Origin of the sequence: Pseudomonas sp. NDM (assembly GCF_003105095.1) — a bacterium.
Classification (GTDB): Bacteria; Pseudomonadota; Gammaproteobacteria; order Pseudomonadales; family Pseudomonadaceae; genus Aquipseudomonas; species Aquipseudomonas moraviensis_A.
This window is the reverse complement of the sequence record NZ_QETJ01000001.1, coordinates 104,308-129,289: the sequence shown is the minus strand read 5'-3', so window position 1 is coordinate 129,289 and position 24,982 is coordinate 104,308. Positions and strand designations below refer to the sequence as shown.

The following is a 24,982-nucleotide window of genomic DNA, read 5'->3' as shown; positions in this document are numbered from 1 at the left end:
GTCGGGTCAGCCACATCATCTCTAACTGACACACCGCATTCGCGAGCAGGCTCGCTCCCACATTCGATCTGCGGTGTGCTTAAAAAATGCTGGCAATCCCTACCTCCGATATGCGCCACTAGCGCCATCGATATAGACCGCGCAAGGCGCGGCGCAACTGGAGACCCGTTTATGAGCGAGAGTGTGTTTGCCGATCGCATCGTGCAGAACCTGCTCGACACCGACTTCTACAAGCTGACGATGATGCAGGCGGTGCTGCACAACTACCCCAACGTCGAAGTCGAATGGGAGTTCCGCTGCCGCAACGCCGAGGATCTGCGCCCGTATCTGGCCGAGATCCGTCATCAGATCGAGCGCTTGGCCGAACTGAGCCTGAGTGCCGATCAGCTGAGTTTTCTTGAGCGCATCACCTTCCTGAAACCGGACTTCCTGCGCTTCCTGGGTCTGTTCCGCTTCAACCTGCGTTACTTGCATACCGGCATCGAGAACGGCGAGCTGTTCATCCGCCTGCGCGGGCCATGGCTGCACGTCATCCTTTACGAAGTGCCGCTGCTGGCGATCGTCAGCGAGGTGCGTAACCGCTATCGCTACCGCGAAACCTCGCTGGAGCAGGCACGCGAACAGCTGTATCGCAAGTTCGACTGGCTGACCGCCAATGCTTCGGCCGATGAGCTGTCGCAATTGCAGGTCGCCGATTTCGGCACGCGTCGGCGCTTTTCCTTTGGCGTGCAGGCCGAAGTGGTGAACGTGCTCAAGCATGATTTCCCCGGGCGTTTCGTCGGTACCAGCAACGTGCATCTGTCCCGCGAGCTGGACATGAAACCGCTGGGCACCATGGCCCATGAGTGGATCATGGCCCATCAGCAACTCGGCCCGCGCCTGATCGACAGCCAGATCGCCGCGCTCGACTGCTGGGTTCGCGAGTACCGGGGCCTGCTCGGTATCGCCCTTACCGACTGCATCACTACCGACGCCTTCCTTGGCGATTTCGACCTGTTCTTCGCCAAGCTTTTCGACGGCCTGCGCCACGATTCCGGGGACCCGGTGGCGTGGGGCGAAAAGTGCATCGCGCATTACCACAAGCTCGGCATCGACCCGATGAGCAAGACCCTGGTGTTTTCCGACAGTCTGACCCTGCCCAAATCGTTGGAGATTTTCCGCGCGCTGCACGGTCGCATCAATGTGAGCTTCGGCATCGGCACCAACCTCACCTGCGACATCCCGGGTGTCGAACCGATGAGCATCGTGCTTAAAATGACCGCCTGCAACGGCCAGCCGGTGGCGAAGATTTCCGACGAGCCCGGCAAGACCCACTGCAAAGATCCGAATTTCGTCGCCTATTTGCGACATGTGTTTCAGGTTCCTGCCGAATCCAGTCTATCTAGCAAGGAGTGAATTCATGCAAGCCGTACAGCGTGAGATTGCTGAGCAGCTCAAGGTGCAACCACCGTTCGCCGACGATCAGGCCCTGCAGGCCGAAGTCGCCCGACGCCTGACGTTCATTCAGGATTGCCTGGTTAAGTCCGGCCTCAAGACCCTGGTGCTGGGCATCAGCGGCGGCGTCGATTCACTGACCGCCGGCCTCCTGGCCCAGCGCGCGGTACGTGAACTGCGCGAAAAGACCGGCGACGACCGCTACAAATTCATCGCCGTGCGCCTGCCGTATGAAACCCAGTTTGACGAGCACGACGCCAAGGCTTCGCTCGACTGCATCGCCCCTGACGAAATCCACACCGTGAACATCGGCCCGGCGGTCAAGGCACTGGCGGCTCAGGTGTCGGCGTTCGAAGGCAAACCGGCGGCGTCGGTGGATTTCGTGCTGGGCAATACCAAGGCGCGGATGCGCATGGTGGCGCAGTACACGATTGCCGGAGTGGCGGGCGGTCTGGTGATTGGCACCGACCATGCGGCAGAAGCGGTGATGGGCTTCTTCACCAAATTCGGCGACGGCGCCTGCGACCTCGCCCCGCTCAGCGGCCTGGTGAAAAATCAGGTGCGTGCGATTGCCCGCAACTTTGGCGCGCCGGAATCGCTGGTCGAAAAAGTCCCGACCGCCGACCTCGAAGATCTTTCGCCAGGCAAACCGGACGAAGCGGCGCACGGCGTGACCTATGCCGAGATCGATGCGTTTCTGCACGGTGAAGCGGTGCGGGACGAGGCGGCGAAGATCATTGTCGACACGTACAACAAGACCCATCACAAGCGCGTGATGCCGTTTGCGCCTTGATTTTTCAACGGCATCAAAAAGCCCGCGGAGGAGTGATCCTCAGCGGGCTTTTTCTTTGGCCATCAGTCTTTCGGTGAAGCGGATGGCCTCTTCGCGAGCAGGCTCGCTCCCACATTGGCCCTGATTACTTGACGACGATAGTGCCTTTCATCATCGAGATGTGCCCAGGGAACGAGCAGAAGAAGCCGTAGCCACCGTCAGCCACTTTGGCCACATCAAAGGTCACCGAATCGGTTTCCTTGGCGCCGATGATCTTGGTGTGGGCGATGATGCGGGCGTCGCCATCCTTCAGGTAGTTCTTGTCGATACCGGCTGCCAGGCCGTCGGTAGCGATTGGCTGCATGTCAGCTTCTTTGCTGATCACCAGGTTATGGCCCATGACGTTCTTCGGCAGGCTGCCGGAGTGGGTCAGTTCGACGGTGAAGGTCTTGCAGCTCTTGTCGATCACGATTTCCTTGGTGTTGAAGGTCATCTGATCGGTGGAATCAACGGTGGTTTTGCACTCGGCAGCCATCAATTGGCTGCTGGCCAGCGCCAGCAGGGATACCGCAACAACTTTGGAAAACATGGTGAATCTCCAAGGCAGGGTTAACAAAAACACTAGTGGTGGAAAGACTGCCTGAAATCATCGCAAGTTCATATGACTTGAGTCAAAAATTGTATACAACTTTCAGGCTATGGCACCCATCGACACAATCTAACGGCCATTTCGTACGGCCAGCCCTATGATCGGCCCACCTACTGAAACGGAGTGCCAGTCATGTTCTTTAACGGTCTGTTGTGCAGCTTGCTCGCCGCCTACGCCTGTGGCGCCAGCGGTACTTTTGAATCACCTGAACGCGAAGTCTAGTCCTTGGAGCGCAGCGTGCCAGCCGTTACCCTGTGCGCCTGATCGACTCAGGAGTAACGCATGTCGCTGAAATCCGTTTGTGTGTTTTGCGGTGCCAACGCCGGTACCGTACCGGCCTACACTGAAGCTGCCGTGGCCCTTGGCCGGGCGCTGGCCGAGCGCAAGTTGACCCTGGTCTATGGCGGTGGCGCCGTCGGTTTGATGGGCATTGTCGCTGATGCGGCCCTGGCTGCTGGCGGCGAAGTGATCGGCATCATCCCGCAAAGCCTGATGGACAAGGAGATCGGCCACAAAAGCCTGACCCGTCTCGAAGTGGTCGATGGCATGCACGCGCGCAAAGCGCGGATGGCCGAACTCAGCGATGCGTTCATCGCCCTGCCCGGCGGCCTCGGCACGCTGGAAGAGCTGTTCGAAGTCTGGACCTGGGGCCAGCTCGGCTACCACGGCAAGCCTTTGGGCCTGCTGGAAGTGAACGGTTTCTACAGCAAACTCACGGCTTTTCTCGATCATATCGTCGGTGAAGGCTTCGTTCGCGCGCCACACCGTGACATGCTGCAAGTGAGCGAATCGCCAGATTCCCTGCTCGACGCCCTCGATCAGTGGCAGCCGACCGTCACGCCCAAGTGGGTCGACCAGAAACCCGGTTAACCCCCGGACACCGATACAGGGCAGAATACGCGCCGCTCAACCTCACCTTCGACCCCAGAGGATCGCCCATGGCCAAACCCAATTACTCCTTCGCCAAACGTCAACGAGACCTGGCAAAGGAACAGAAGAAAGAGGAAAAGCTTCAGCGCAAGAAGCAAACCGCTGAAGAAGCGGCACTGAACCCTGACGGTGAAGTGGCGACCGATGATGATGTTGATGCATCCGATGCACCGAAAGATCAGACGCCCGACGCCTGAGCCCCACCGGGTTTGATGATCGAATCAGGCCCTGCGGATTTGTGACGGGGCTGGCGGTTCTGCCGCCGGCCCTCACAGCCCTTTCCAAAACACCCATTTCCCTTGTAGGAGTGAGCCTGCTCGCGATAGCGTTGTGTCAGTCACAACATTTATCGCCTGACACACCGCCATCGCGAGCAGGCTCACTCCTACAGTTTGATCTGCGTTACTCCAGTGGCATCACCGTGACCCGCACTTCCGGGTCGTGATTACCGCCACCGAGAATCACCCCGCGCAACGGCGATACATCGGAGAAGTCCCTTCCCCACGCCAACGTGATGTGTTCCAGCGCCGGCTGCACATTGTTGGTCGGATCGAAATCCACCCATCCCGATACCGGGCAGAATACCGATACCCACGCATGGGAAGCGTCGGCGCCGATCAGCCGTGGCTGCCCCGGCGGTGGCTGGGTCAGCAGGTAGCCGCTGACATAACGCGACGCCAGCCCACGCGAGCGCAGGCAGGCCAGCATCAGGTGAGCAAAGTCCTGACAGACCCCGCGTCGACGCTCCAGCACTTCCACCAGCGGCGTCGCCACTTGGGTGGCTTCGGCATCGAAAGTGAATTCGCTGAATATCTTCTGCATCAGCGCCTGCACGCCGAGCAGCAACGGACGTCCCGGCGGAAAACAGCTGTGCGAGAACTCGACGAAGCTGCGCTTCAAATGCACATAAGGCGACTGGAACCGGTAGCGACAGGCTTCGAGCAAGTCGGCGGACAACGGCTGGCCGCTGTAGGTCAGCGCATCGCGGGTGTGCTCCCACGCCGGGGACAGATTGAAATCCAGCGCCGGTCGCGCCAGCACCTCAACCGTCAGCCGGGCGTTGACCTGCAACTGGTAATGGGGCCGTTCAAAAGCCAGGCGCGTCAGCGGATTGCCGAACACGTCCAGCTCGTCGCGGCGCATGGTCGGCTCGGGGCTGATCAGCAGTTGCTGCTCGGTGCAGCGCTGCCAGCTGCATTCGCGCGGCCACAGGTGCGCCAGTTGCTGCGCGAGGGAGACCGGGCTGTCGTACTGGTAACAGGTGTCGTGAAAGATCTGATACTGAGCGCTCATCACACCGACACCGTTCGCTGGCTGACATCATCGACATGGGCGAAATGGCGCAACGCCAGACGATCCGATACCTGGCCGCTCGCTTCGGCGATTTCCTGCAACAGATCGGCCAGACCGTCCAGCGCGGCACGTACGCTGGATTTGCCGAACAGCGGATTTTCCAGACAGCCGAGATCAAATCGCGACAGGCGTTCGACCAGTTGCAGCAATCCGGTCTCGCGAGGCGCAGCGAAATCGTCGTTCAAACGCTTCAGCGTGCGGGTCACCAGTTTCAGCTGAAACAACACGGCGTGGGGGTTCTGCTCATCCAGCAACAGCAGATCGAGCACCGGAATCAACTGTGCCACCGCCAGATAGCGCGAGCGATAGGTGATGCTGCTGTTGCCCAGTTCCAGCAACCACTCAAGCCCCGCCTGATCGAACGCACCGGCACCGCGCAGAAACGCGGCCAGACTGCTGCTGAGAAACTGCAAGCGTTCGATGCGTCGGCCGATCATCAGAAAACGCCAGCCTTCGTCGCGGGTCATGTCATCCAGGGCAAACCCCGACAGCGCCGCCAGCGACATCACCAGACGGTTGAGGAAATCCAGCAGTTCGCCGAAGTCGGGCTCATCGACTTCCAGCTCCAGTGCCTCGCGCTGCAATTCGACCAGCGCCTGCCAGTTCTCGCGGGACAGCTTGCCGCGCACTTGCGAGGCGGCCCACTGCAAGCGCTGCAAGTTGGAACGCAGGCTGAACGACCAATCCTCGCCCAGCAACGCAGCGAGCAAGCGTTCCGGCAGTTCGCCTTCATCCGGCAACAGCGCCAGTCGCTCACCGAGATCGACCGCCGCCTGCAACGCTTGCGGATCATCACCATCGACATAGCGCGTGAGCATGATGCGCAGCAGCCGCGCGCTGTCGTCACAGCGTTCGCAGTAGCGGCCGAACCAGAACAGGTTTTCCACCACCCGCGACGGCAAGTACGGATCGCGTCGGACCAGATCATGCACGCCGATATTGCGCTGTGCCTTCCACTGCTCGCCACTCGGCGCACGATCGCTCAGCACCCAGGTGTCCTTGCTCGCCCCGCCGCGCTGCATCGACACCACCTCGGCATCGGCGTCGGCCGCCACTCGGGTCAACCCGCCCGGCAATACGCGGTAGCCATCGTGGCTAGCCACGGCGTACATGCGCATGCCAATCGCGCGGGGTTGCAGTTGACCGTCATCGGCTTGCCAGACCGGCGCCTGCGACAGTTGCGCCAGTTCTTGCGCGACATAGGCATAAGGCCGCGCCTGCATACGTTGCGCCAGCTCCAGGCGCTGACTTTCATTCAAATCACGGCCGAACACCGGGGCGAAGCTTTGCGACGGGAACGCCGGTTTGATCAACAGCTCAGGGAGTTTTTCCAGCGCTTGCGCCAGCACTGGTGCCTCCCCGCACCACCAGGTGGCGATCGACGGCAGGATCAGTTCTTCACCAAACAGGAATTGGTTGATCTTCGGCAGAAAGCCCAACAGGCCCGGCGATTCCAGCACCCCGCTGCCCAGCGCATTGGCCACCAGCACCCGCCCTTGACGCACCGCTTCGAGCAGGCCGGGCACGCCCAGCGCCGAGTCGGTACGCAACTCCAGCGGGTCGCAGAAATCATCGTCGAGGCGGCGCATGATCGCGTGCACCCGGCGCAGGCCGCTGAGGGTTTTCAGGTACACCGTGGCATTGCGCACGGTCAGATCGCCGCCCTCGACCAACGGATAACCGAGCTGGCGGGCCAGATACAGATGCTCGAAATAACTTTCGTTGAAACGCCCTGGGGTCAGCAGCACTACCAACGGTGCGTCATCACCCTCCGGTGCCTGACGCACCAGGGTTTCCTGCAATGTGCGGAAGAATCCGGCGAGATGCTGAACCTTCAGATCACGGTACAGATCGGGAAAGGCGCGGGAGACGATGGTGCGGTTTTCCAGCGCATAGCCGGCACCGGACGGCGCCTGAGTGCGATCAGCGGTGACCCACCAGCGGCCATCCGGCGTGCGCGCCAGATCCACGGCATACAAATGCAAAAAGGCTGACTCGGGCGGCGCAATGCCCTGACAGGGCCAGAGAAAATTGTTGTGCCCGAACACCAGCTCTGCCGGCAGCAGACCTTCGCTGATCAGCCGTTGCGGGCCGTACAGATCCGCCAGCACCGCATTGAGCAAGCGCCCACGCTGAGCAATGCCGGCGGACAATTGCTGCCACTCATCCGCCGCAATCACATGGGGCAACAGATCCAGTTCCCACGGCCGATCGGCGCCTTTGGGGTCGGCATAGACGTTGTAGGTGACACCGTTTTCCTGAATCTGCCGGGCCAGTAGGGCCTGGCGTTGCACCAGTTGCGCGGGGCTGCTGCGCTGCAACTGATCGAGCAGCCGCTGCCAATGCGGACGCACTGCGCCGCTGCCGTCGAGCAGTTCGTGGTAGGTGCCCGCGTTCAGCGGGTAGCGGTCTAGCAGGTCAGGCATGGAAAGCTCGGCAGACAGCAGGGAACGGTCAGACTAACGCAGGCACGTGACACGCGGATATACGAAAAATCCGCGTGTCACGTGAGACTTAGAAACGTCGCAAATCGAGGGTCATCGGCAGTTCGTCACTGATGTCCACTTCAGGTATCGCAAGTTTCCCCGGGGTATGTCCGAGGCGGAAAAACCGCGCCATGCGCCGACTCTCCGCTTCGTTGGCGTTGACCGGCAAGGTCTCGTAATTGCGTCCGCCGGGGTGGGTGACGTGATACTGGCAACCGCCCAGCGAACGTCCCATCCAGGTATCGAGCAGGTCGAACACCAGCGGCGCGTGCACCGCGATGGTCGGGTGCAGACAGTTGGCCGGTTGCCAGGCCCGAAAGCGCACCCCGGCGACAAACTCGCCCACCCGTCCGGTCGTGTGCAACGGCACCGCGACGCCATTGCAGGTCAGCAGATACCGCTGCGGCGCCAGGCCGTTGAGCTTGACCTGCAAGCGCTCCAGCGAAGAATCGACGTAGCGCACCGTGCCGCCCGCCGAGCCCTCCTCGCCCAGCACGTGCCAGGGTTCGAGGGCCTGGCGCAGCTCCAGCTCGATGCCGTTGACGGCGTAGTCGCCGACCTTGGGAAAACGAAATTCCAGATGCGCAGCGAACCACTCCGCGCGCAAAGGATAGCCGGCATGGTTGAGCTCGACGATGACGTCGGCAAAATCCTGCTCGATAAAGTGCGGCAGCAGGAAGCGGTCGTGCAGCTCGGTGCCCCAGCGCGCCAGCTTCGGCGGCGCGTAAGGCTCGCGCCAGAACCTTGCAACCAATGCCCGCAACAGCAACTGCTGGGCCAGACTCATCTGCGCGTGGGGCGGCATCTCAAATGCGCGCAATTCAAGCAAACCGAGACGCCCGGTAGCGCCGTCCGGCGAATACAGTTTGTCGATGCAGAATTCAGCGCGATGGGTGTTGCCGGTGACGTCGATCAGCAGATTGCGCAACAGCCGATCAACCAGCCACGGCGCGCATTCTTCGCCCGGTTCGGGTATCTGCGCGAAAGCGATCTCCAATTCGTACAAGGCATCATTGCGCGCCTCATCGACCCGTGGCGCCTGGGACGTCGGGCCGATGAACAGCCCGGAAAACAGGTACGACAGCGACGGATGGTTGTGCCAATAACTGATCAGGCTGCGCAGCAGGTCCGGCCGCCGCAGAAAGGGTGAATCCGCCGGTGTCGCGCCGCCGAGGACGAAATGGTTGCCGCCGCCGGTACCGGTGTGGCGCCCGTCAATCATGAATTTCTCGGTGGTCAGGCGGGTTTGCCGCGCCTGTTCGTAAAGAAACCCGGTGCGCTCGACCAACTCGTCCCAGGTCGCCGACGGCTGCACGTTGACCTCGATCACACCAGGATCCGGAGTGATCCGGAAATTGCTCAGGCGCGGATCACTCGGCGGCTCATAACCTTCCAGCAGCACCGGGCAATGCAGTTCCTCGGCGGTGGCCTCGATGGCCGCCACCAGTTCCAGATAATCCTCGACCCGCTCCAGCGGTGGCATGAACAGATACAGCCGCCCTTCACGGGCCTCGGCGCAGAATGCGGTGCGGGTCAGCCAGTCAGCGGACTCATCGATTTTCGGCACGCGCTCATCCAGCGCAGCCGGCTCGCCGTGAAGCCCGAGTTGCGCGGGATCCGGCAGCTCGGCAAAGTCCTGATTCGGATCGTTGGGATGGATGAACGGATATTCCGCCGCCTTCACCCACGGCTGCGACGCCAGCGGCAAGCGATACCCCAAGGGCGAATCCCCCGCCACCAGACGACAATGTTCATCGCGCAGATACCAGCGCCCGCTCTGCCACTGATCGCCCTTGGCCGTGCGCGCCAGCGGCAGCACCTGACCGATCACCTTGTTCAGGCCCTGACCGAAAACCTTGCGCAGCCGGGCGCGCTCCAACGGATCTTCCAGGCGCGAATCTTCGGCGCTGACGTTGCCGGGCAACGCGCCCTCGCGCCACAGGTAATAGAGATGATCCTCGTAGGCCGGAAAGACAAAGCGCGCAGGCAACTTCAGACGCTCGGCGACGCTGGCCAGAAAGCGCCCGGCCAGTTCGCCGTCGGCGCCGTAGTCCTGCTGCTCGTCGGCAATCAATGCGTCGTTGTGCCAGATCGGCTGTCCGTCGCGGCGCCAGTAACAATTGAGCGACCAGCGCGGCAATTGTTCGCCGGGATACCACTTGCCCTGGCCGAAATGCACCAGCCCCTGCGGCGCGTACTGCTTGCGCATGCGCTGGAACAGTTCGGCGGACAGCCGACGCTTGTCCGGCCCCAGCGCGGCGGTGTTCCATTCGGCGCCGTCGGGGTCATCGATGGAGACGAAGGTCGGCTCGCCGCCCATGGTCAGGCGCACATCGCCTTCGAGCAGGTCGGCGTCGATCTGCCGGCCCAGCGCCTGGATCGCCCGCCATTGCTCATCGGTGTAGGGCCTGGTGACCCTCGGCGCTTCCCAGATTCGCTCGACTGACATCTCGTGGCTGAACTGCGTTTCGCAAGGTTCGACCAGACCACTGATCGGCGCCGCCGAGGACGGATCGGGACTGCAGGCCAACGGGATATGTCCTTCACCAGCGAACAGCCCGGACGTGGCATCAAGGCCGATCCAGCCGGCACCCGGCAGATACACCTCGCACCAGGCATGCAGGTCGGTGAAGTCGACGTCGGTGCCGGACGGGCCGTCGAGGCTTTTCACGTCGGCGGTCAGTTGAATCAGGTAACCGGAGACAAACCGTGCCGCCAGACCGAGATTGCGCAGCAACTGCACCAGCAGCCATGCCGAGTCGCGGCAGGAGCCAGAAGCGTGCTGGAGAGTGTGCTCCGGGGTTTGCACGCCCGGTTCCATGCGAATCAGGTAACCGATGTCTTCGCTGAGACGCTGATTGAGCGCCACCAGAAAATCCACGGCAGGCAGCGGCGTGCGGTCGATGCTGTCCAGGTAAGCCTTGAAGGTCGGGGTCAGCGGCAAGATTTCCAGGTACGGCGCCAGCTCCTTGCGCTCATCGGCGGCGTAGCTGAACGGGATTTTTTCGGCGTAGGGTTCGAGGAAGAAGTCGAACGGGTTGAACACCGCCATCTCGGCGAGCAGATCGACTTCGATGCGCAGCTCTGTGGTTTTTTCCGGGAATACCAGGCGTGCCAGGTAATTGCCCTGAGGGTCTTGTTGCCAGTTGATGAAATGCTGCTCGGGCGAGACTTTCAGCGCATAGGACAGAATCCGCGTGCGACTGTGGGGCGCCGGGCGCAGGCGGACGATCTGCGGGCCGAGTTCGACAGCGCGGTCGTAGCGATAATGCGTGACGTGATGCAATGCGACATGAATCGACACGGCGTGCCTCCTGCGAGCCTGGGCGTAGAGGAAAGCGCGCAAGACTTATGCCATGCACAGGCCAGCGCGCTTTCTCGAAATGCTCAAGGCAGTACAGCACCAAAACCGGGCGATGCGAGGAAATGCTTTGGCTCAGTTGCACGCAAATGTTGCGGACGCTGATTCTTGCCGTGTTTGATCGGACGCTTTCGCGAGCAGGCTCGCTCCCACATTTGGATTGCGCTCCCCTGTGGGAGCGAGCCTGCTCGCGAAGAGGCTAGCGGCAACAACTAATTTCCTGAGGCCTGAAATGCAAAACGCCAACCCGGAGGTTGGCGTTCTGTTCAGCTTAAGCAGTATTTAGCGCGGCACGACCGGCTTGCGCGTCGGCTTCGGTCCTTTGCCCTTCGCCGCATCCTTGCGCTCCTTGGCCGCCTGCTGGTTGCGGGCAAATGCCGCAGCCTTGGCCTGTTCACGCTTGTCCCAGGGATTACCGCCATCACTGGCACGCGGCGGCAGGCCGGTGTGCTGGGTGAGGATCTTGGTGGTCTTCTCTTTGGCGACCTTGTGGCTGCCGGCCGGCGTCGAGTTCTTGCGACGGGCACTCTGGTAGCTGTCGGTCGTCGGCTGATGCGCCGGAATCAACTGATCCTTGCCCGAGCCGATCAGATCGGCGCGGCCCATGCGCACCAACGCTTCACGCAGCATCGGCCAGCCTTTCGGATCGTGGTAACGCAAGAATGCCTTGTGCAGGCGACGCTGCTCTTCGCTCTTGACGATGGTCACGCCGTCGCTCTTGTAGGTGACCTTGCGCAGCGGGTTCTTGCCCGAGTGGTACATCGCCGTGGCGGTGGCCATCGGCGACGGGTAGAACGCCTGCACCTGGTCGGCGCGGAAGCCGTTGCCCTTGAGCCACAGGGCGAGGTTCATCATGTCTTCGTCGGTGGTGCCCGGGTGGGCGGCGATGAAGTACGGAATCAGGTACTGCTCCTTGCCCGCTTCCTTGGTGTACTTCTCGAACATGCGCTTGAACTTGTCATAGCTACCGATGCCCGGTTTCATCATCTGGTTGAGCGGGCCTTCCTCGGTGTGTTCCGGGGCGATCTTCAGGTAACCGCCGACGTGGTGGGTCACCAGCTCCTTGACGTACTCCGGCGACTCGACGGCGAGGTCGTAACGCAGCCCGGAGGCAATCAGAATCTTCTTCACACCCGGCAACGCACGGGCGCTGCGGTACAGCTGAATCAGCGACGAGTGGTCGGTGTTCAGGTTCGGGCAGATACCGGGGAACACGCAGGACGGCTTGCGGCACGCGGATTCGATTTCCGGGCTCTTGCAGGCAATGCGGTACATGTTCGCAGTCGGGCCGCCGAGGTCGGAAATGACGCCGGTAAAGCCCGGGACCTTGTCGCGGATCTCTTCGATTTCGCGAATGATCGACTCTTCGGAACGGTTCTGGATGATCCGCCCTTCGTGCTCGGTGATCGAGCAGAAAGTGCAGCCACCAAAACAGCCACGCATGATGTTCACCGAGAAACGGATCATGTCGTAGGCGGGGATCTTTTCCTTGCCGTACGCCGGGTGCGGCACACGTGCGTACGGCATGCCGAACACGTAGTCCATTTCTTCGGTGGTCATCGGAATCGGCGGCGGGTTGAACCAGACATCGACCTCGCCATGTTTCTGCACCAGCGCACGGGCGTTGCCCGGGTTGGTTTCCAGGTGCAACACGCGGTTGGCGTGGGCGTACAGAACCGGATCGTTACGCACCTTCTCCATCGACGGCAGGCGGATCACGGTCTTGTCGCGGGTCATGCGCGGGCTGGCCAGAATCTGCACAACCTTGGCTTCCTGCGGATCTTCGACCGGGCCTTTTTCCTGCTCGATGGCGCAGGCCTGAGTGTCCTGGGTATTCACGTACGGGTTGATGATCTTGTCGACCTTGCCCGGACGGTCGATGCGCGTGGAGTCGACTTCATACCAGCCCTGTGGCGTATCGCGACGGATGAACGCGGTGCCGCGAACATCGGTGATGTCTTCGATCTTGTGGCCCCACGAAAGACGCTGGGCAACTTCGACAATGGCCCGCTCGGCGTTGCCGTACAGCAGAATGTCGGCGCTGGCGTCGATCAGGATCGAGTTGCGCACGCGATCCTGCCAATAGTCGTAGTGGGCGATGCGGCGCAGCGAGGCTTCGATGCCGCCGAGCACGATCGGCACGTGCTTGTAGGCTTCCTTGCAGCGCTGGCTGTAGACCAGGCTCGCGCGATCCGGACGTTTGCCGGCCATGCCGCCGGGCGTGTACGCGTCATCGGAGCGGATTTTCTTGTCCGCGGTGTAGCGGTTGATCATCGAGTCCATGTTGCCCGCCGCGACGCCGAAGAACAGGTTCGGCTCGCCGAGCTTCATGAAGTCGTCTTTGGACTGCCAGTTCGGCTGCGCGATGATCCCGACGCGGAAGCCTTGCGACTCCAGCAGCCGGCCGATGATCGCCATGCCGAACGACGGATGATCGACGTAGGCATCTCCGGTAACAATGATGATGTCGCACGAATCCCAGCCAAGCTGATCCATCTCCTCCCTGCTCATCGGCAGGAATGGCGCTGGCCCGAAACATTCGGCCCAATATTTTGGATAGTCAAATAACGGCTTGGCTGCTTGCATGTCGACGACCGGTGTTGAAGTGAAAAATCGCGGGCGCGGAATATAGCACAAAAATTAACCAATTCCGACGGCAATGGTCGGTTTCTCTTACAACCACGTCGAGCCTGCCTGACAGCCCGTCACAGTGAAAAAAATCAGCGTTCCAATACAACATCCATTAGTCGAGCATCTGTGCCGACTGATGTGACAACCCTTCAAGGATGAAGCAATGTCACCCAAACAGCCCGCCAAGGGCAGCATCAAAGTCAATCTTCCGACCAGCCCGGATTCGCCGCAGCCAGGCCATAGCGGGCGAGCGCCACGGACGCAGCCTGAACCGTCCCTGTCCACCCCTCCTGCGGTGCGGCCGCTCGGCACTCACGGCACAGCCGGCCCTGAGCTGACAAGACAATCTCCCGTCGTCATAGCGCATGCGACTACGGCCTCGGTAGAAAGGGGCGCCACAGGGCCACAATCGCTGGAGCGCTATCGAATCCCGGCTCCTGAACGCTTGTCCCTCGCCAATACCGAGGGTTTGAGGACGTACAAAGGACGCGAATACGTCGATGTCGCGGATGGCGGCATCGTGTTGGTCGGAGTCGATCCGCAGACCGGCCTCTACCGCGCCCAACTCGCCGCCGAGCGGGTTGCCTCGGGTCCGCTCATGCTGCGTGACACTGGCAGCGGACTGTGGCATTCGCTCAACGACGGTGACGCCGTTACGTTGGCCGACACTCACCTGCAGACGTTTCACAAGTCTGTGCATATCACCGACGCCAAGGTCGACAGCGACGGGTTGGTGCGCCATGAGGGTCGGCTATACCTGACCCTGCACAATCACGTTTATCAGGTCATGCACGATGTGAGCGCCTCCACTGCGACACAAAAAGCCTGGCGTATCGTCAACCAGAAAGACCCCGTGGCAGCCGACAGCGCAAACATCTACCGGGCCAGCCGCAGCGGCGAGACGCGGCCGGTCAGGCGCGATGACGGCAGTCGCTGGGTCTATCACCTGCCAGACCTGAAAAAAGTCATTCAGGACGCAGAGATTGCGCGCTTGAGTAAAGATACGCTGATGCAGATGTATGAGCCTTTTCACAAGGCCCACACCGATTTGACCAACTCGTCGGCACGTCATAACACCCTCTGGGAAGAAACCCGGAAACTGCCAGAGGGCAGCGCAGAGCGAAACGCAAAATTGCTGAGCCTTGAAGTGCACCTGCTCAAGCATGTGCAAAAGCAGGCGGATTTCGTGGAATCGCTGGTACTCAACAGGAAATGGCTGGTCCTTGCCAAAGCCGGCGGGTTGTTCAAGGAGGAACTGCACACCTTTCGCATAGAACGCGGCGAATTCCTCAACCGCCTCATGGCGGTCATGGACCTGAGGGTCAAGCCTACGATTTCCAGGCTGGATGCCGACAGTTGCAAAAAGATCATTCCTCACCTGAACAAGAAACTGAGGTTTATCGAAGAACGTGAAGTGGTGTTGGCAGAAATCAGAAAAGCCGCGCCTGGAGCGGAGCCGATACTCGAAGAAATCAGGCAGCAAGTACCGTCGGCCGAGCGCATCAACTTCAACAAGCTGACCCTTTACGTACACCTTTATGCGGGCACGCCAGACCATTCGCCCAATACCACCATGCCATCGCTTTCCTGTGTCGACCTGGTCACCGGAGACCTGAAAAACATTCCGCAACACGAGCACCCGATGGCGCTGCTCTTGAGCCTTGACCAGATCAGGGCGGACAGGTCCCGATTTGCAATGCAACTGGTCGCCAACGCTGACACCGATGCTGTGAAGGCCGGGTATCTCAGGGAAATCCTCAATCTGATTGATCCACTCGAGACGCGGATCGAAAACAGGCTCAGCGGCATTCTGGAATCGATCGGCCGCGATCGGGAACTGCCCGACATCGACCACGACATCGATTTCGATTTCCTGCCAGCGCAGCCCGACCCTTCCGAAAGTCCCCGCCCCCTGACACCGAGAAAAGTTTTCCGGGTCCGCCAACACGGCACCTACCGGGTTCTGGTCGGCGAAACGGAAACCGCTCAGGACGGCAATGTCATCGTCAGGGTTCCAGACCCGTTGCGCCCAGGCTCTCCCTCCGCCCGCTATGAAAAAAGACAGGGTGAATGGTTGCCAGTGCGACCGCCTATCGCCAGCACCCCAAGACCCCAGCTGGTCGCCGAGGCGAAACGGTTACTGACCGATGTCGAACAACACGTTGCCAAGGCCAGGGTGGATGAAACCAGAAAAGCCAATCCGAGCGAGATTGTCGAAGACCTGAGCAAAGAAACCGAGCGTATGAACGAGCAGGCGAGACGCCTGGAAGGCCATGAGGACGCGCCCGGTGACCGCGAAATCCTCGACCTGGCTGCGCGTTTGCGAACCGCTGCCAGGTTACTGGAAGCGCATGGCCGAAGCGTTCTTGTGCGCATGTACAAGAACAGCGACGTGCTCGACATCATGCGTTTGAATTATCTGATGGATGCCGACGAAGTCAGCGTGAGCAAAACCGTTGATCGCAAGCAGTTGGGCAAAGGCAAGAGCAAGTCGTTTCTCGACGTTTATTCGATCACTGATCGCGCCAATGACGCACCGCTGTGGGAGGCACATTTCCACTATGACCAGCGCGACGCCCCGCCCCTGAGTTTCACCACACGGGGCGGCCACCTTAAAACCCTAGAACAGAGCCGACGCGGCATCGACGCTCAGCGCCGTGACGAACAGGCCGGCTTGCCGCACGTGGCGATCTGGCGCCAGACCTTCGATGGCAAGACCGCGAGCAAAATATTTGCACTGGCCAACCCGGCTGCTGTGCCCGCCAGGGCTGAGTGAAGGACTCGGGACAACACGATCCATCAGGCAATGACGCCGACCCTGCCATCAGTTCCCGTTCAGTCGGGCTGATGCGCAAACCCTGCAAGGATAGAAAGACATGCCCGTTAAATCGCCTCCAAGAGGAAACAGTTCCGGCAACCCCCCGGTTCGGCAAAACGCTGTGCCAGACGTGGACACCCCGCGTCTCGACTTGCCACTGCGCACAGCTTCAGATATCTCGATACCCGGTGGGCAGTCATCACGACCGGGCCGCTTGCCAACGCCAGCCGATATCGACGCGATCGAGCCGGCACCAGGCGTCACGGTTCATCAGCCCGGGTCGCCCATTGATAATGCGCATGGGGCAAGTCAGTCCCTGGAGCACTACTGGGTGCCCGCGGCCAGCGGCTTGTCGGATCGCAATGCTGACGGTTTGAGAACGCACAAGGGCCGTCAGTACGTCGACGTGCCCGGTGGCATCGTACTGGTCGGCAAGGATCCGGAAACGGGACTGTACAGAGCCAGACGGCCCAGCGAGTCCAGCCCCTCGGGCCCGGTGCTGCTGCGCGACTCCAGTTCAGGTGTATGGCATGAGCTGGAACAATTCGAACCGATCGGTATCGCGTTGTCGGCCACCCGCCTGGAGGCATTCCGTACACCGCTGGACTTCAGCGGCTTGCAAAGCGGCAACGATGGTCTGCACCGGTTCAACGGCAAACTGTATGCGGTGATCGATAACCACAGCTATCAAGTGCTGCACGACGTTGATGCGTCAACCCCGTCGACGACGGTGATGCGTATCGTCCGTGCGCAGGATCCGGTTGCCCGCGACAGCGCCAATACGTATATCGCCACGCGTCCGGGGCGGTCGGAACCGATTATTTTCGATGCCCGCGAAGGCTGGCTGGGAACCGAGGTCGGCGGTGCCGGCGGCATGTTCCGTAGCGAGTCGGGCGCCCCCGCGCACCCAGGCCTGTTGCAACGGCTTGCCACGGCGATCAATCGTTTGCGTACCCCTGAGTCGCGTGCACAAAAGCTCTTTCCGGCACTCGACAGCGAGGGAATCACTCGACTTCTGCGCTCGAAGGGGGAAAACGTCAGCAGCTTTCTGAGCCAGCGCGAGAATGAATACACGTTGCTCAAGGCAGAACTCGCTGCCTGGATCAAGAAGACTTCCCCAGAGTCCGCCACCGACCCTGCGCACCCCTCGGTGGAGCGTGCGGTCGAAGAAATCAAACGCTGCTGGAAGCGCCAGACCGGGGAGACGCTGAAACTTGACCTGGGGGATGCAATCCTCGCCCCACTGACTGCCGATTTCAGCCATGTACGCACGCTGGAGTTGAAAGCGCTTGCCTGGACTGACAGCGCCGACACCTTCCTCGGCAGTTTTCCCAACCTCGAAAAACTCTCGGTCACCCACTCCTCTCTGGATAAGCTGCCCGCCGGCATTGCGAAGATGTCCGGTCTCAAAACCCTGGAGCTGAACTCCAATCACATCGAGCTGAGTGAGCAAACGGCGATAGAACTCGGCGCGCTCCACCAGCTCGAACAACTGGATCTGTCGGGTAACCCGCTCGGAAAAACGCCGGACTTCAGCGGCATGTCGCAACTGCGGTCATTGAACCTGAGCAACGCCGGATTGCAGAGCTGGCCCAGCGGTCTGCGCGAGCAGGGGGCACTGCAGGTGGTCGACCTGCGCAACAACCAACTGCGCGAAATTCCGCAGGCGATCCTCAATCCGCCCAGCGATCAATTCTTGGCCAGCGCCCGTATCAACTCGGTCACCCTGATTGAAGGCAACCCCTTCCCTGCCGGCTATTGGCGATCCCTCGAAGTGTACTGGCGGCGTGTGGCGAACGATTTTCCATCGATGCGCACTGACTCTCGAGCAGATGCGTTCAGACTGGATGGGGAAATTCCTGAATTAGCGATGGTACGACGCATGTACCCGGACAAGGATGTGCAAGCCGCCAGGGAGTATCTGATCGGCCTGGGTGATGACGCCGAGACTCGGATAGCCCAACGGATCGCCGGTTTCGAACTGCTGGAAACGCAACTGCAAGCTTATATAGCCGACAGTCAACCCGGCCCGGCCAGCGTCATGGGGCCGGACAGGATCAACGCAACGCGCCTGGCAAGAATCATCAGAGGCTGCTGGCTGGGCGACTCGGATGGCGTGCTGAAACTGCCACCGATGTACGGCCCGCTGCCGTTGCTGACCGTGGACTTCAGTCACGTCAGAACCCTCGAACTCGACTCGGTGATCTGGTCGGACACGGCCACTACTCTCCTGTCCAACTGCCCCAATCTGCAAAGCCTGACCATCGTCCACTCAGGCCTTGAAAAATTACCCGCCAGGATTGCCGAGCTGGACAAACTCAGCCATCTGAACCTGAGTTCAAACCGGATAAAGCTGGATGAGCAAAGCGCTTCGGCAGTGAGTGCATTGCATCAGTTGAAACACATCGATCTGTCCAACAACCAATTGCGCACAGTGCCCGACTTCAGCGCCATGCCCGGCTTGCAGGTCTTGAACCTGAAAAACACCGGCCTCAATCAGTGGCCGGCCGGGCTGCTGGATAAAACCGGGTTGACCAGCCTGGACCTGCGCGACAATCGCTTGAGCGAGGTTCCCCAGGCGAACCTCAACCCGACACCCGAGACGCTGTCCGTTGTCGCGCGAATCAACAATGTCACGCGGCTTGAAGGCAACGACTTTCCGTCTGCGTACTGGCGAAAATTCGACAGCTACTGGAAGCGCCTCAAAGAATCTCACCCCGAACTGATGGAGCCCGCCCACCCCGCCGTGTTCGATAGCGAAAACTCGAGGGCGCAACGCTATCGAACTCTGTATCCGGCCAAAACCATTAAAGAGTGCAGAGAATTCATCTGGAATCATGACCGAGGCACCGTTGCCCCGCGCTTGCTCGCGCTGGAACAAGAGTTCGAACAGCTGAAAGGCCAGCTCGACGATTGGGTGTTTTCCGGCGCTGGCAACAGGCAGCATTACGTGCGTGCCAATGAACTGCAAATCAACGCCATGACCCGCAATGACCGCACCACCGCGCGTGATCGAATCATCAGTTGCTGGCGGCGTGAAACGGCGCAGGTGCACGCTTTTGATGGCTCGCCAATTGGCCTGGAACTTGACTTGAGCGGCCTGACCTTGCCGACGCTGCCGGATCTGAGCATGGACTTCAGTCACGTTGGCTCACTGCGGTTGAGCGGAATGAGCCTGACGGCGTCTCCGGAAGGTTTCCTCACCCGCTTTCGTCATGTGCGCTGGCTCGACATGTCGAGCAACGGGCTGGGGGACTTACCGCCGGCCGTGGGCGAAATGCATGGGATGACGCGGCTGTTCTTGCAGAACAACCAACTTGAACTCAACGCGGAAACGGCGCAAATACTGGCCGAACGCACTACCCTCAGAGCACTCTGGATAGACAATAATCCGCATCTTGGCGTGCTACCGGACTTCAGCCAGATCCCCGATATGCGTGAAGCCAGTCTGGCGAACACCGGAATCTCACAGTGGCCGACCGGCCTGTTCGATCAACCCAGGCTGACCAGAATCGATCTGAGCGACAATCAGATCACCACGATTCCTGAGTTTGTCACCCCAGTGGCCGTCGAGCGCCTGGCGCATTCGGTTCAGGTCAACAGTGGCACGCTGGTGAGCAATAACCCGTTGTCTGACGCCAGCCGCCTGCAGTTGCAAGCCTACGGCGAGCGACTGAGGCTGGCGAGAACGCCACTGAACCGAAGATCCAACCTGATCTCGACGTCTGTCACCGTTACCCGGCGCCCCATTGCAAGAAACAACATGGAACCGGACCCGCAATGGACCGCGGGATTAACCGTCGATGAAGTCCCCCGCAGAAAAGCGCAATGGCGCACATTGCGCGAACATGAAGGCTCGGACGGCTTCTTCAACATCCTGGCAAGCCGCGTTCACCACGCCGATTTCCGGCGCCAGGCCTGGGACGTGATCGATGTCATCACCCAAGACAATCCGCAGTCGCGAACCTTGCGCAGGGAGCTGTTCGCTCGCGCATGCGAAGCCGGTTGCACTGACCTCGCCGCAGCGACGTTCACCGACCTGCAGGTGCTGGCCATGACGCACAAGGCTCGCGTGCAGGCCAGACAGGACCTGCAGGGCGGGCCATTGGTGGAATTGTCCAAAGGATTATTTCGTTTGAAGCACGTTGACGAGATTGCGGCGGCAGAGATCGCGTCGAGCAAGGCAATCATCGACAATCCGGCAACATCCCCGGAGCTGCGAAACAGCCACAGCCTGCGCATCCGCGATCCCCATGAAATGACCATGGCTTATCGCTTTGGCCTCAAGGATCGGCTGCAATTACCGTTTCAACCGCAATCCCTCACGTTTATCGGCATGGCCGGGGTGACTGCCGCCATGCTGGAGGTAGCTTATAAAAAAATCATTGCGCGGGACGGTTCGCCCGAAGAATTTCAGACGCTGGTATCGATGGATTTCTGGCAGGACTTCATCGTTCACAAATACCAGGCGCAATTCGATGCGAGCCGCCAGCCGTTTCAGGATCGGCAAGAGATGCTGGACAGCCAGTCAGCGCAACGCCTGCTGACCGACGCTCAATACAGATCAAAAACCGATGATGTGACGGCGCAGCTGGCGATTGTCGAAGCGACTTTGATTCAAACGCTGACGCGCAAGGAACTGCAGCCCCGAGCGACCATCGAGGCACCTGCTGTCGACGGCACGCCTGCGGATGAAAGTCCGGGACCAAGCGGCGCGACTGGGTAAGCGGTGCAGCGTGACAGCGGGCCGATCGATTTCGGCCTGCTGTCACTCGTCGTCGTCGAAGTTGTAGCTGCCAGGCGCAAGGTTTTCAAAACGCGTGTACTTGCCGATGAACGCCAGCCGAATGAACCCGATCGGACCGTTACGCTGCTTGCCGATGATGATTTCGGCGATGCCCTTGTGCTCGGTTTCCGGGTGATACACCTCGTCACGGTAAACGAACATGATCACGTCGGCGTCCTGCTCGATCGCTCCAGATTCCCGCAAGTCGGAGTTCACCGGGCGCTTGTTGGGACGTTGTTCAAGGGAACGGTTGAGCTGCGACAGGGCGACTACCGGGCAGTTGAATTCCTTGGCCAGCGCTTTCAGCGATCGCGAAATCTCGGAGATCTCGTTGGTTCGGTTATCACCGCTGGAACCGGGAATCTGCATCAGCTGCAGGTAGTCGATCATGATCAGGCCGACATCGCCATGCTCGCGCACCAGACGCCGGGTTCGCGCACGCATTTCCGACGGGCTGATGCCGGCGGTGTCATCGATGAACAGCTTGCGGTCGTTGAGCAAGTTGACCGCTGAGGTCAGGCGTGGCCAGTCATCGTCTTCGAGCTGACCGGAACGCACCTTGGTCTGGTCGATCCGGCCGAGCGACGACAGCATACGCATGATCAGCGATTCGCCTGGCATCTCGAGGGAGTAGACCAGCACCGCTTTCTCGCTGCGCAACACGGCGTTTTCCACCAGGTTCATTGCGAAGGTGGTCTTACCCATCGACGGACGGCCGGCGACGATGATCAGGTCGGACGGCTGCAAGCCGCTGGTTTTCTCGTCGAGATCCGTGTAGCCGGTGGACAGGCCGGTGATCGCGTCTGCGGTGTTGAACAGGGTATCGATGCGGTCGATGGCCTTGGTCAGCAGCTCGTTGACGCCGACCGGGCCGCCGGTTTTCGGCCGCGCTTCGGCGATCTGGAAGATCTGCCGTTCGGCTTCGTCGAGGATTTCTTCGGCAGTACGGCCTTCCGGGTTGAAGGCGCTGTCGGCGATCTCGGTGCTGATCCCGATCAGTTGGCGCAACGTCGCACGCTGGCGGACGATCTGCGCATAGGCCTTGATGTTGGCGACGGACGGCGTGTTTTTCGCCAGTTCGCCAAGATAGCCGAGGCCGCCGACTTGCGACGTCTGACCTTCCTTGTCCAATTGCTCGGCAAGGGTCACGACGTCGATCGGCGAGTTCTGATCGGCCAGTTTGGCGATGGCACGGAAGATCAGGCGGTGGTCATGTCGATAGAAATCGCCGTCGGAGACTTGATCGAGCACGCGTTCCCAGGCGTTGTTGTCCAGCATCAGACCACCGAGTACGGCCTGTTCGGCCTCGATGGAATGCGGCGGCACCTTCAGGGCAGCGGTTTGCAGATCGTATTGCTCGGGAGCGGAGATATCGTTCATGGCCACTTGAGTATTAGTGAAAAGCGGGGAATTCAGAAAGACAAAGGGCACGACCTGTAAACAGGATCGTGCCCGATGTTAACCGTCTGACGGACAAGCCGCCAGCCGATCGATGTTGCTTAAGCTGCTACCACGACAACGCGTACGGTGGCTTCAACTTCGGCGTGCAGGTGCACGGCCACGTCGAATTCACCCACGTTGCGGATGGTGCCGTTCGGCAGACGAACTTCGCTCTTCTGCACTTCAACGCCGGAAGCGGTCAGTGCGTCAGCGATGTCGTGAGTACCGATCGAACCGAACAGCTTGCCTTCGTCGCCAGCGGTGGCAGTGATGGTCACTTCCAGCTCGGCCAGTTGGGCAGCACGGCTTTCAGCCGATGCCTTACGGTCTGCGGCAGCTTTTTCCAGCTCGGCGCGACGCTCTTCGAACGCAGCCAGGTTGGCAGCGGTCGCAGCGGTAGCCTTGCCGAAAGGCAGCAGGTAGTTACGGCCGTAACCGGCCTTAACGTTTACTTTGTCGCCCAGGTTGCCCAGGTTGGCGATTTTTTCCAGAAGGATCAGTTGCATGTGAAAATCCTCTAACTTTTAACCTTCACCGTTCGCGCTGTCGGTGTCTTTCGACACGTGACGACCGCGAAAATCAATCAGGCTGTCGACAATGGCCAGAACCACGAGCAACGGATAGATCAGCTGCATGAACAACAGCAGCGTGACGTACAACCCCACCAGCCAGAAACCGGCCAGTCGCTTCTGCCCGACCAGCCCATGAATCAGGGCCAGCCCGGCGAACACCAGCGGTACACTGCACAACGGCGTCAACATGGCCATCTGTGCACCGAGATTCGGGCCCAGAAGCATCAACGCCAGCAGTAACATCGCCGGCCCCAGCGGGATGCGGATGGCGCGAAACTCGCGACCGAAACCACCCGGGTTGTACAACAACGCCTGCCAATGCCGCCCGACAATCAGGCTCAGCACGCTGACGATCTGCAACAAGGCCGCAATCAGTCCGGTCAGGACCGGTGCAATCAGGGACGCGAAACGCGCTTGCTCATCGACCGACAATTGCTTGTAGGTCTCACCGAGAAGCGCCGGCATGACCTTTATAAGGGCCTGTGCGAGCATCTCGATCTGGGCCGCAAACGCGACCCCGAGCACCACTGAAAACACCACTCCGATCACTACGCTGACCAGCAGCGTACGGACCCAGGATTCGCTTGCGCGCAAAACCAACGCAAGCACCGCAGACCCCAGCAGCACCAGAAGTGCCCGTGGGTCGTCGGCATACAGCCACCAGATCAAGGCTGGCAGCAGTCCCAGGGACAGAACGCCAAGGGCGTCCGCCAATCCGCGCCGCAGCAGCACAAGGCTCCCGGCGGCAGCACCCAACCAATACAACAACGGCAATGTTGCACATCCGGCCACCACGAGAGTGGCCTGCATTCGGCCTCGCATGATGAACTCAGCTAAGGCGCGCATGCATTCAATCCTTTGCTACTTGTCGACTGCCCGGTCTCAGCGGCCGTGGCTGTCGGTGTAGGCCAGCAGGGCCAGGAAGCGGGCGCGCTTGATAGCGGTGGCCAGCTGACGCTGATAACGAGCTTTGGTACCGGTGATGCGGCTTGGAACGATTTTGCCGGTCTCGGATACGTAGGCTTTCAGAGTGTTGAGATCTTTGTAATCGATCTCTTTCACGTCTTCAGCGGTGAAGCGGCAGAATTTACGACGACGGAAGAAACGTGCCATTTGATAGGCTCCTTAATAAGGTCCGTGGATTACTCGTCAGCGTTATCGCTGTTGTCGCTGTCATCACTGTCGGTGCCTTCGGCGCCTTCGTGCTCAGGACGGTCGCGACGCTCACGGCGCTCACTGCGGTTTTCTTCAGCCTTGAGCATCTCGGACTGGCCGGTAACGGCTTCGTCGCGACGGATGACCAGGTTACGGATCACTGCATCGTTGTAGCGGAAGTTGTCTTCCAGCTCGGCCAGGGCCTTGCCAGTGCACTCAACGTTCAGCATCACGTAGTGAGCCTTGTGAACATTGTTGATTGCGTAGGCCAGTTGACGACGGCCCCAGTCTTCCAGACGGTGGATTTTGCCGCCGTCTTCTTCGATCAGCTTGGTGTAACGCTCAACCATGCCGCCGACTTGCTCGCTCTGATCCGGGTGGACCAGAAAGATGATTTCGTAATGACGCATGAATGCTCCTTACGGGTTGTAGCCTGCCGCTCAAAAACGGTCAGACAAGGAGTGAATGACACTTATGGACTTGCTGGCGCGGGGCACATGCGTGCCTGCCGTCACAGCAAGGGGCGCAATTGTAGAGAAGGGACAGAAGAGGTGCAAGGCAATTGGTGATTATTTGAACAACCACCGATCTTCGC

The 24,982-nt window shown here is 60.3% G+C and carries 16 protein-coding genes; 6 read left to right on the top strand and 10 right to left on the bottom strand.

Features of this window, described 5'->3' with window-relative positions; translation table 11 throughout:
• Window positions 1-171: 171 nt before the first annotated feature.
• The gene (gene pncB / locus DCO47_RS00495; protein ID WP_042608959.1) at window positions 172-1,395 is read left to right on the top strand and encodes a nicotinate phosphoribosyltransferase; all 1,224 of its coding nucleotides are present in this window, start codon (window positions 172-174) and stop codon (window positions 1,393-1,395) included.
• 4 nt (window positions 1,396-1,399) lie between these two features.
• A complete protein-coding gene (nadE, locus tag DCO47_RS00490) occupies window positions 1,400-2,227 on the top strand; it encodes an ammonia-dependent NAD(+) synthetase (protein ID WP_116657201.1) in 828 nt (275 codons plus the stop codon).
• 124 nt (window positions 2,228-2,351) lie between these two features.
• On the opposite strand, the gene azu is transcribed toward nadE, so the two are convergent.
• Window positions 2,352-2,795 (bottom strand): azurin, encoded by a 444-nt coding sequence (gene azu, locus DCO47_RS00485; protein WP_076565430.1) that lies wholly within the window; start codon window positions 2,793-2,795, stop codon window positions 2,352-2,354.
• A gap of 342 nt (window positions 2,796-3,137) precedes the next feature.
• Here azu and DCO47_RS00480 point away from each other — a divergent pair, with 342 nt between their 5' ends.
• Window positions 3,138-3,725 carry a TIGR00730 family Rossman fold protein gene (locus tag DCO47_RS00480; protein ID WP_042608963.1) on the top strand — a complete coding sequence of 196 codons (588 nt, stop codon included), beginning with the start codon at window positions 3,138-3,140 and terminating at the stop codon, window positions 3,723-3,725.
• Between the two features lie 68 nt (window positions 3,726-3,793).
• The gene (locus DCO47_RS00475; RefSeq protein ID WP_016771927.1) at window positions 3,794-3,982 is read left to right on the top strand and encodes a hypothetical protein; all 189 of its coding nucleotides are present in this window, start codon (window positions 3,794-3,796) and stop codon (window positions 3,980-3,982) included.
• A gap of 205 nt (window positions 3,983-4,187) precedes the next feature.
• Here the strand turns inward: DCO47_RS00475 and DCO47_RS00465 are convergent, their stop codons facing one another.
• From DCO47_RS00465 to DCO47_RS00450, 4 genes are all read right to left on the bottom strand, one after another.
• Window positions 4,188-5,078: a transglutaminase family protein gene (locus tag DCO47_RS00465; RefSeq protein ID WP_116657199.1), complete on the bottom strand. Its 891-nt coding sequence runs from the start codon at window positions 5,076-5,078 to the stop codon at window positions 4,188-4,190.
• Entirely contained in the window at window positions 5,078-7,564 is a 2,487-nt protein-coding gene (locus DCO47_RS00460) for a circularly permuted type 2 ATP-grasp protein (protein ID WP_116657198.1), read from the bottom strand. The genes DCO47_RS00465 and DCO47_RS00460 overlap by 1 nt, the downstream gene beginning before the upstream one ends.
• Before the next feature lie 88 nt (window positions 7,565-7,652).
• A complete protein-coding gene (locus DCO47_RS00455) occupies window positions 7,653-10,928 on the bottom strand; it encodes a DUF2126 domain-containing protein (RefSeq protein ID WP_116657197.1) in 3,276 nt (1,091 codons plus the stop codon).
• Between the two features lie 339 nt (window positions 10,929-11,267).
• Complete coding sequence (locus tag DCO47_RS00450; RefSeq protein ID WP_064363086.1) at window positions 11,268-13,571, bottom strand: YgiQ family radical SAM protein; 2,304 nt, start codon at window positions 13,569-13,571, stop codon at window positions 11,268-11,270.
• A 208-nt stretch (window positions 13,572-13,779) separates the two neighbouring features.
• Between DCO47_RS00450 and DCO47_RS00445 the strand changes: the two genes are divergently transcribed.
• Complete coding sequence (locus tag DCO47_RS00445; RefSeq protein ID WP_256590068.1) at window positions 13,780-16,392, top strand: hypothetical protein; 2,613 nt, start codon at window positions 13,780-13,782, stop codon at window positions 16,390-16,392.
• Between the two features lie 373 nt (window positions 16,393-16,765).
• Window positions 16,766-21,160: an NEL-type E3 ubiquitin ligase domain-containing protein gene (locus tag DCO47_RS00440; protein ID WP_256590067.1), complete on the top strand. Its 4,395-nt coding sequence runs from the start codon at window positions 16,766-16,768 to the stop codon at window positions 21,158-21,160.
• 42 nt (window positions 21,161-21,202) lie between these two features.
• On the opposite strand, the gene dnaB is transcribed toward DCO47_RS00440, so the two are convergent.
• The 5 genes from dnaB to rpsF form a co-directional block, all read right to left on the bottom strand.
• A complete protein-coding gene (dnaB, locus tag DCO47_RS00435; protein ID WP_016771936.1) occupies window positions 21,203-22,600 on the bottom strand; it encodes a replicative DNA helicase in 1,398 nt (465 codons plus the stop codon).
• A 119-nt stretch (window positions 22,601-22,719) separates the two neighbouring features.
• Window positions 22,720-23,166, bottom strand: a complete 447-nt coding sequence (gene rplI / locus DCO47_RS00430; RefSeq protein ID WP_003221136.1) for a 50S ribosomal protein L9 — start codon at window positions 23,164-23,166, stop codon at window positions 22,720-22,722.
• An 18-nt stretch (window positions 23,167-23,184) separates the two neighbouring features.
• Window positions 23,185-24,078, bottom strand: coding sequence for a hypothetical protein (locus DCO47_RS00425; RefSeq protein WP_042608968.1), 894 nt, complete (start codon window positions 24,076-24,078; stop codon window positions 23,185-23,187).
• A 36-nt stretch (window positions 24,079-24,114) separates the two neighbouring features.
• Window positions 24,115-24,345 carry a 30S ribosomal protein S18 gene (gene rpsR / locus DCO47_RS00420; RefSeq protein WP_002551829.1) on the bottom strand — a complete coding sequence of 77 codons (231 nt, stop codon included), beginning with the start codon at window positions 24,343-24,345 and terminating at the stop codon, window positions 24,115-24,117.
• Between the two features lie 29 nt (window positions 24,346-24,374).
• Window positions 24,375-24,797 (bottom strand): 30S ribosomal protein S6, encoded by a 423-nt coding sequence (gene rpsF, locus DCO47_RS00415; protein WP_016771938.1) that lies wholly within the window; start codon window positions 24,795-24,797, stop codon window positions 24,375-24,377.
• Between the last annotated feature and the right edge of the window lie 185 nt (window positions 24,798-24,982).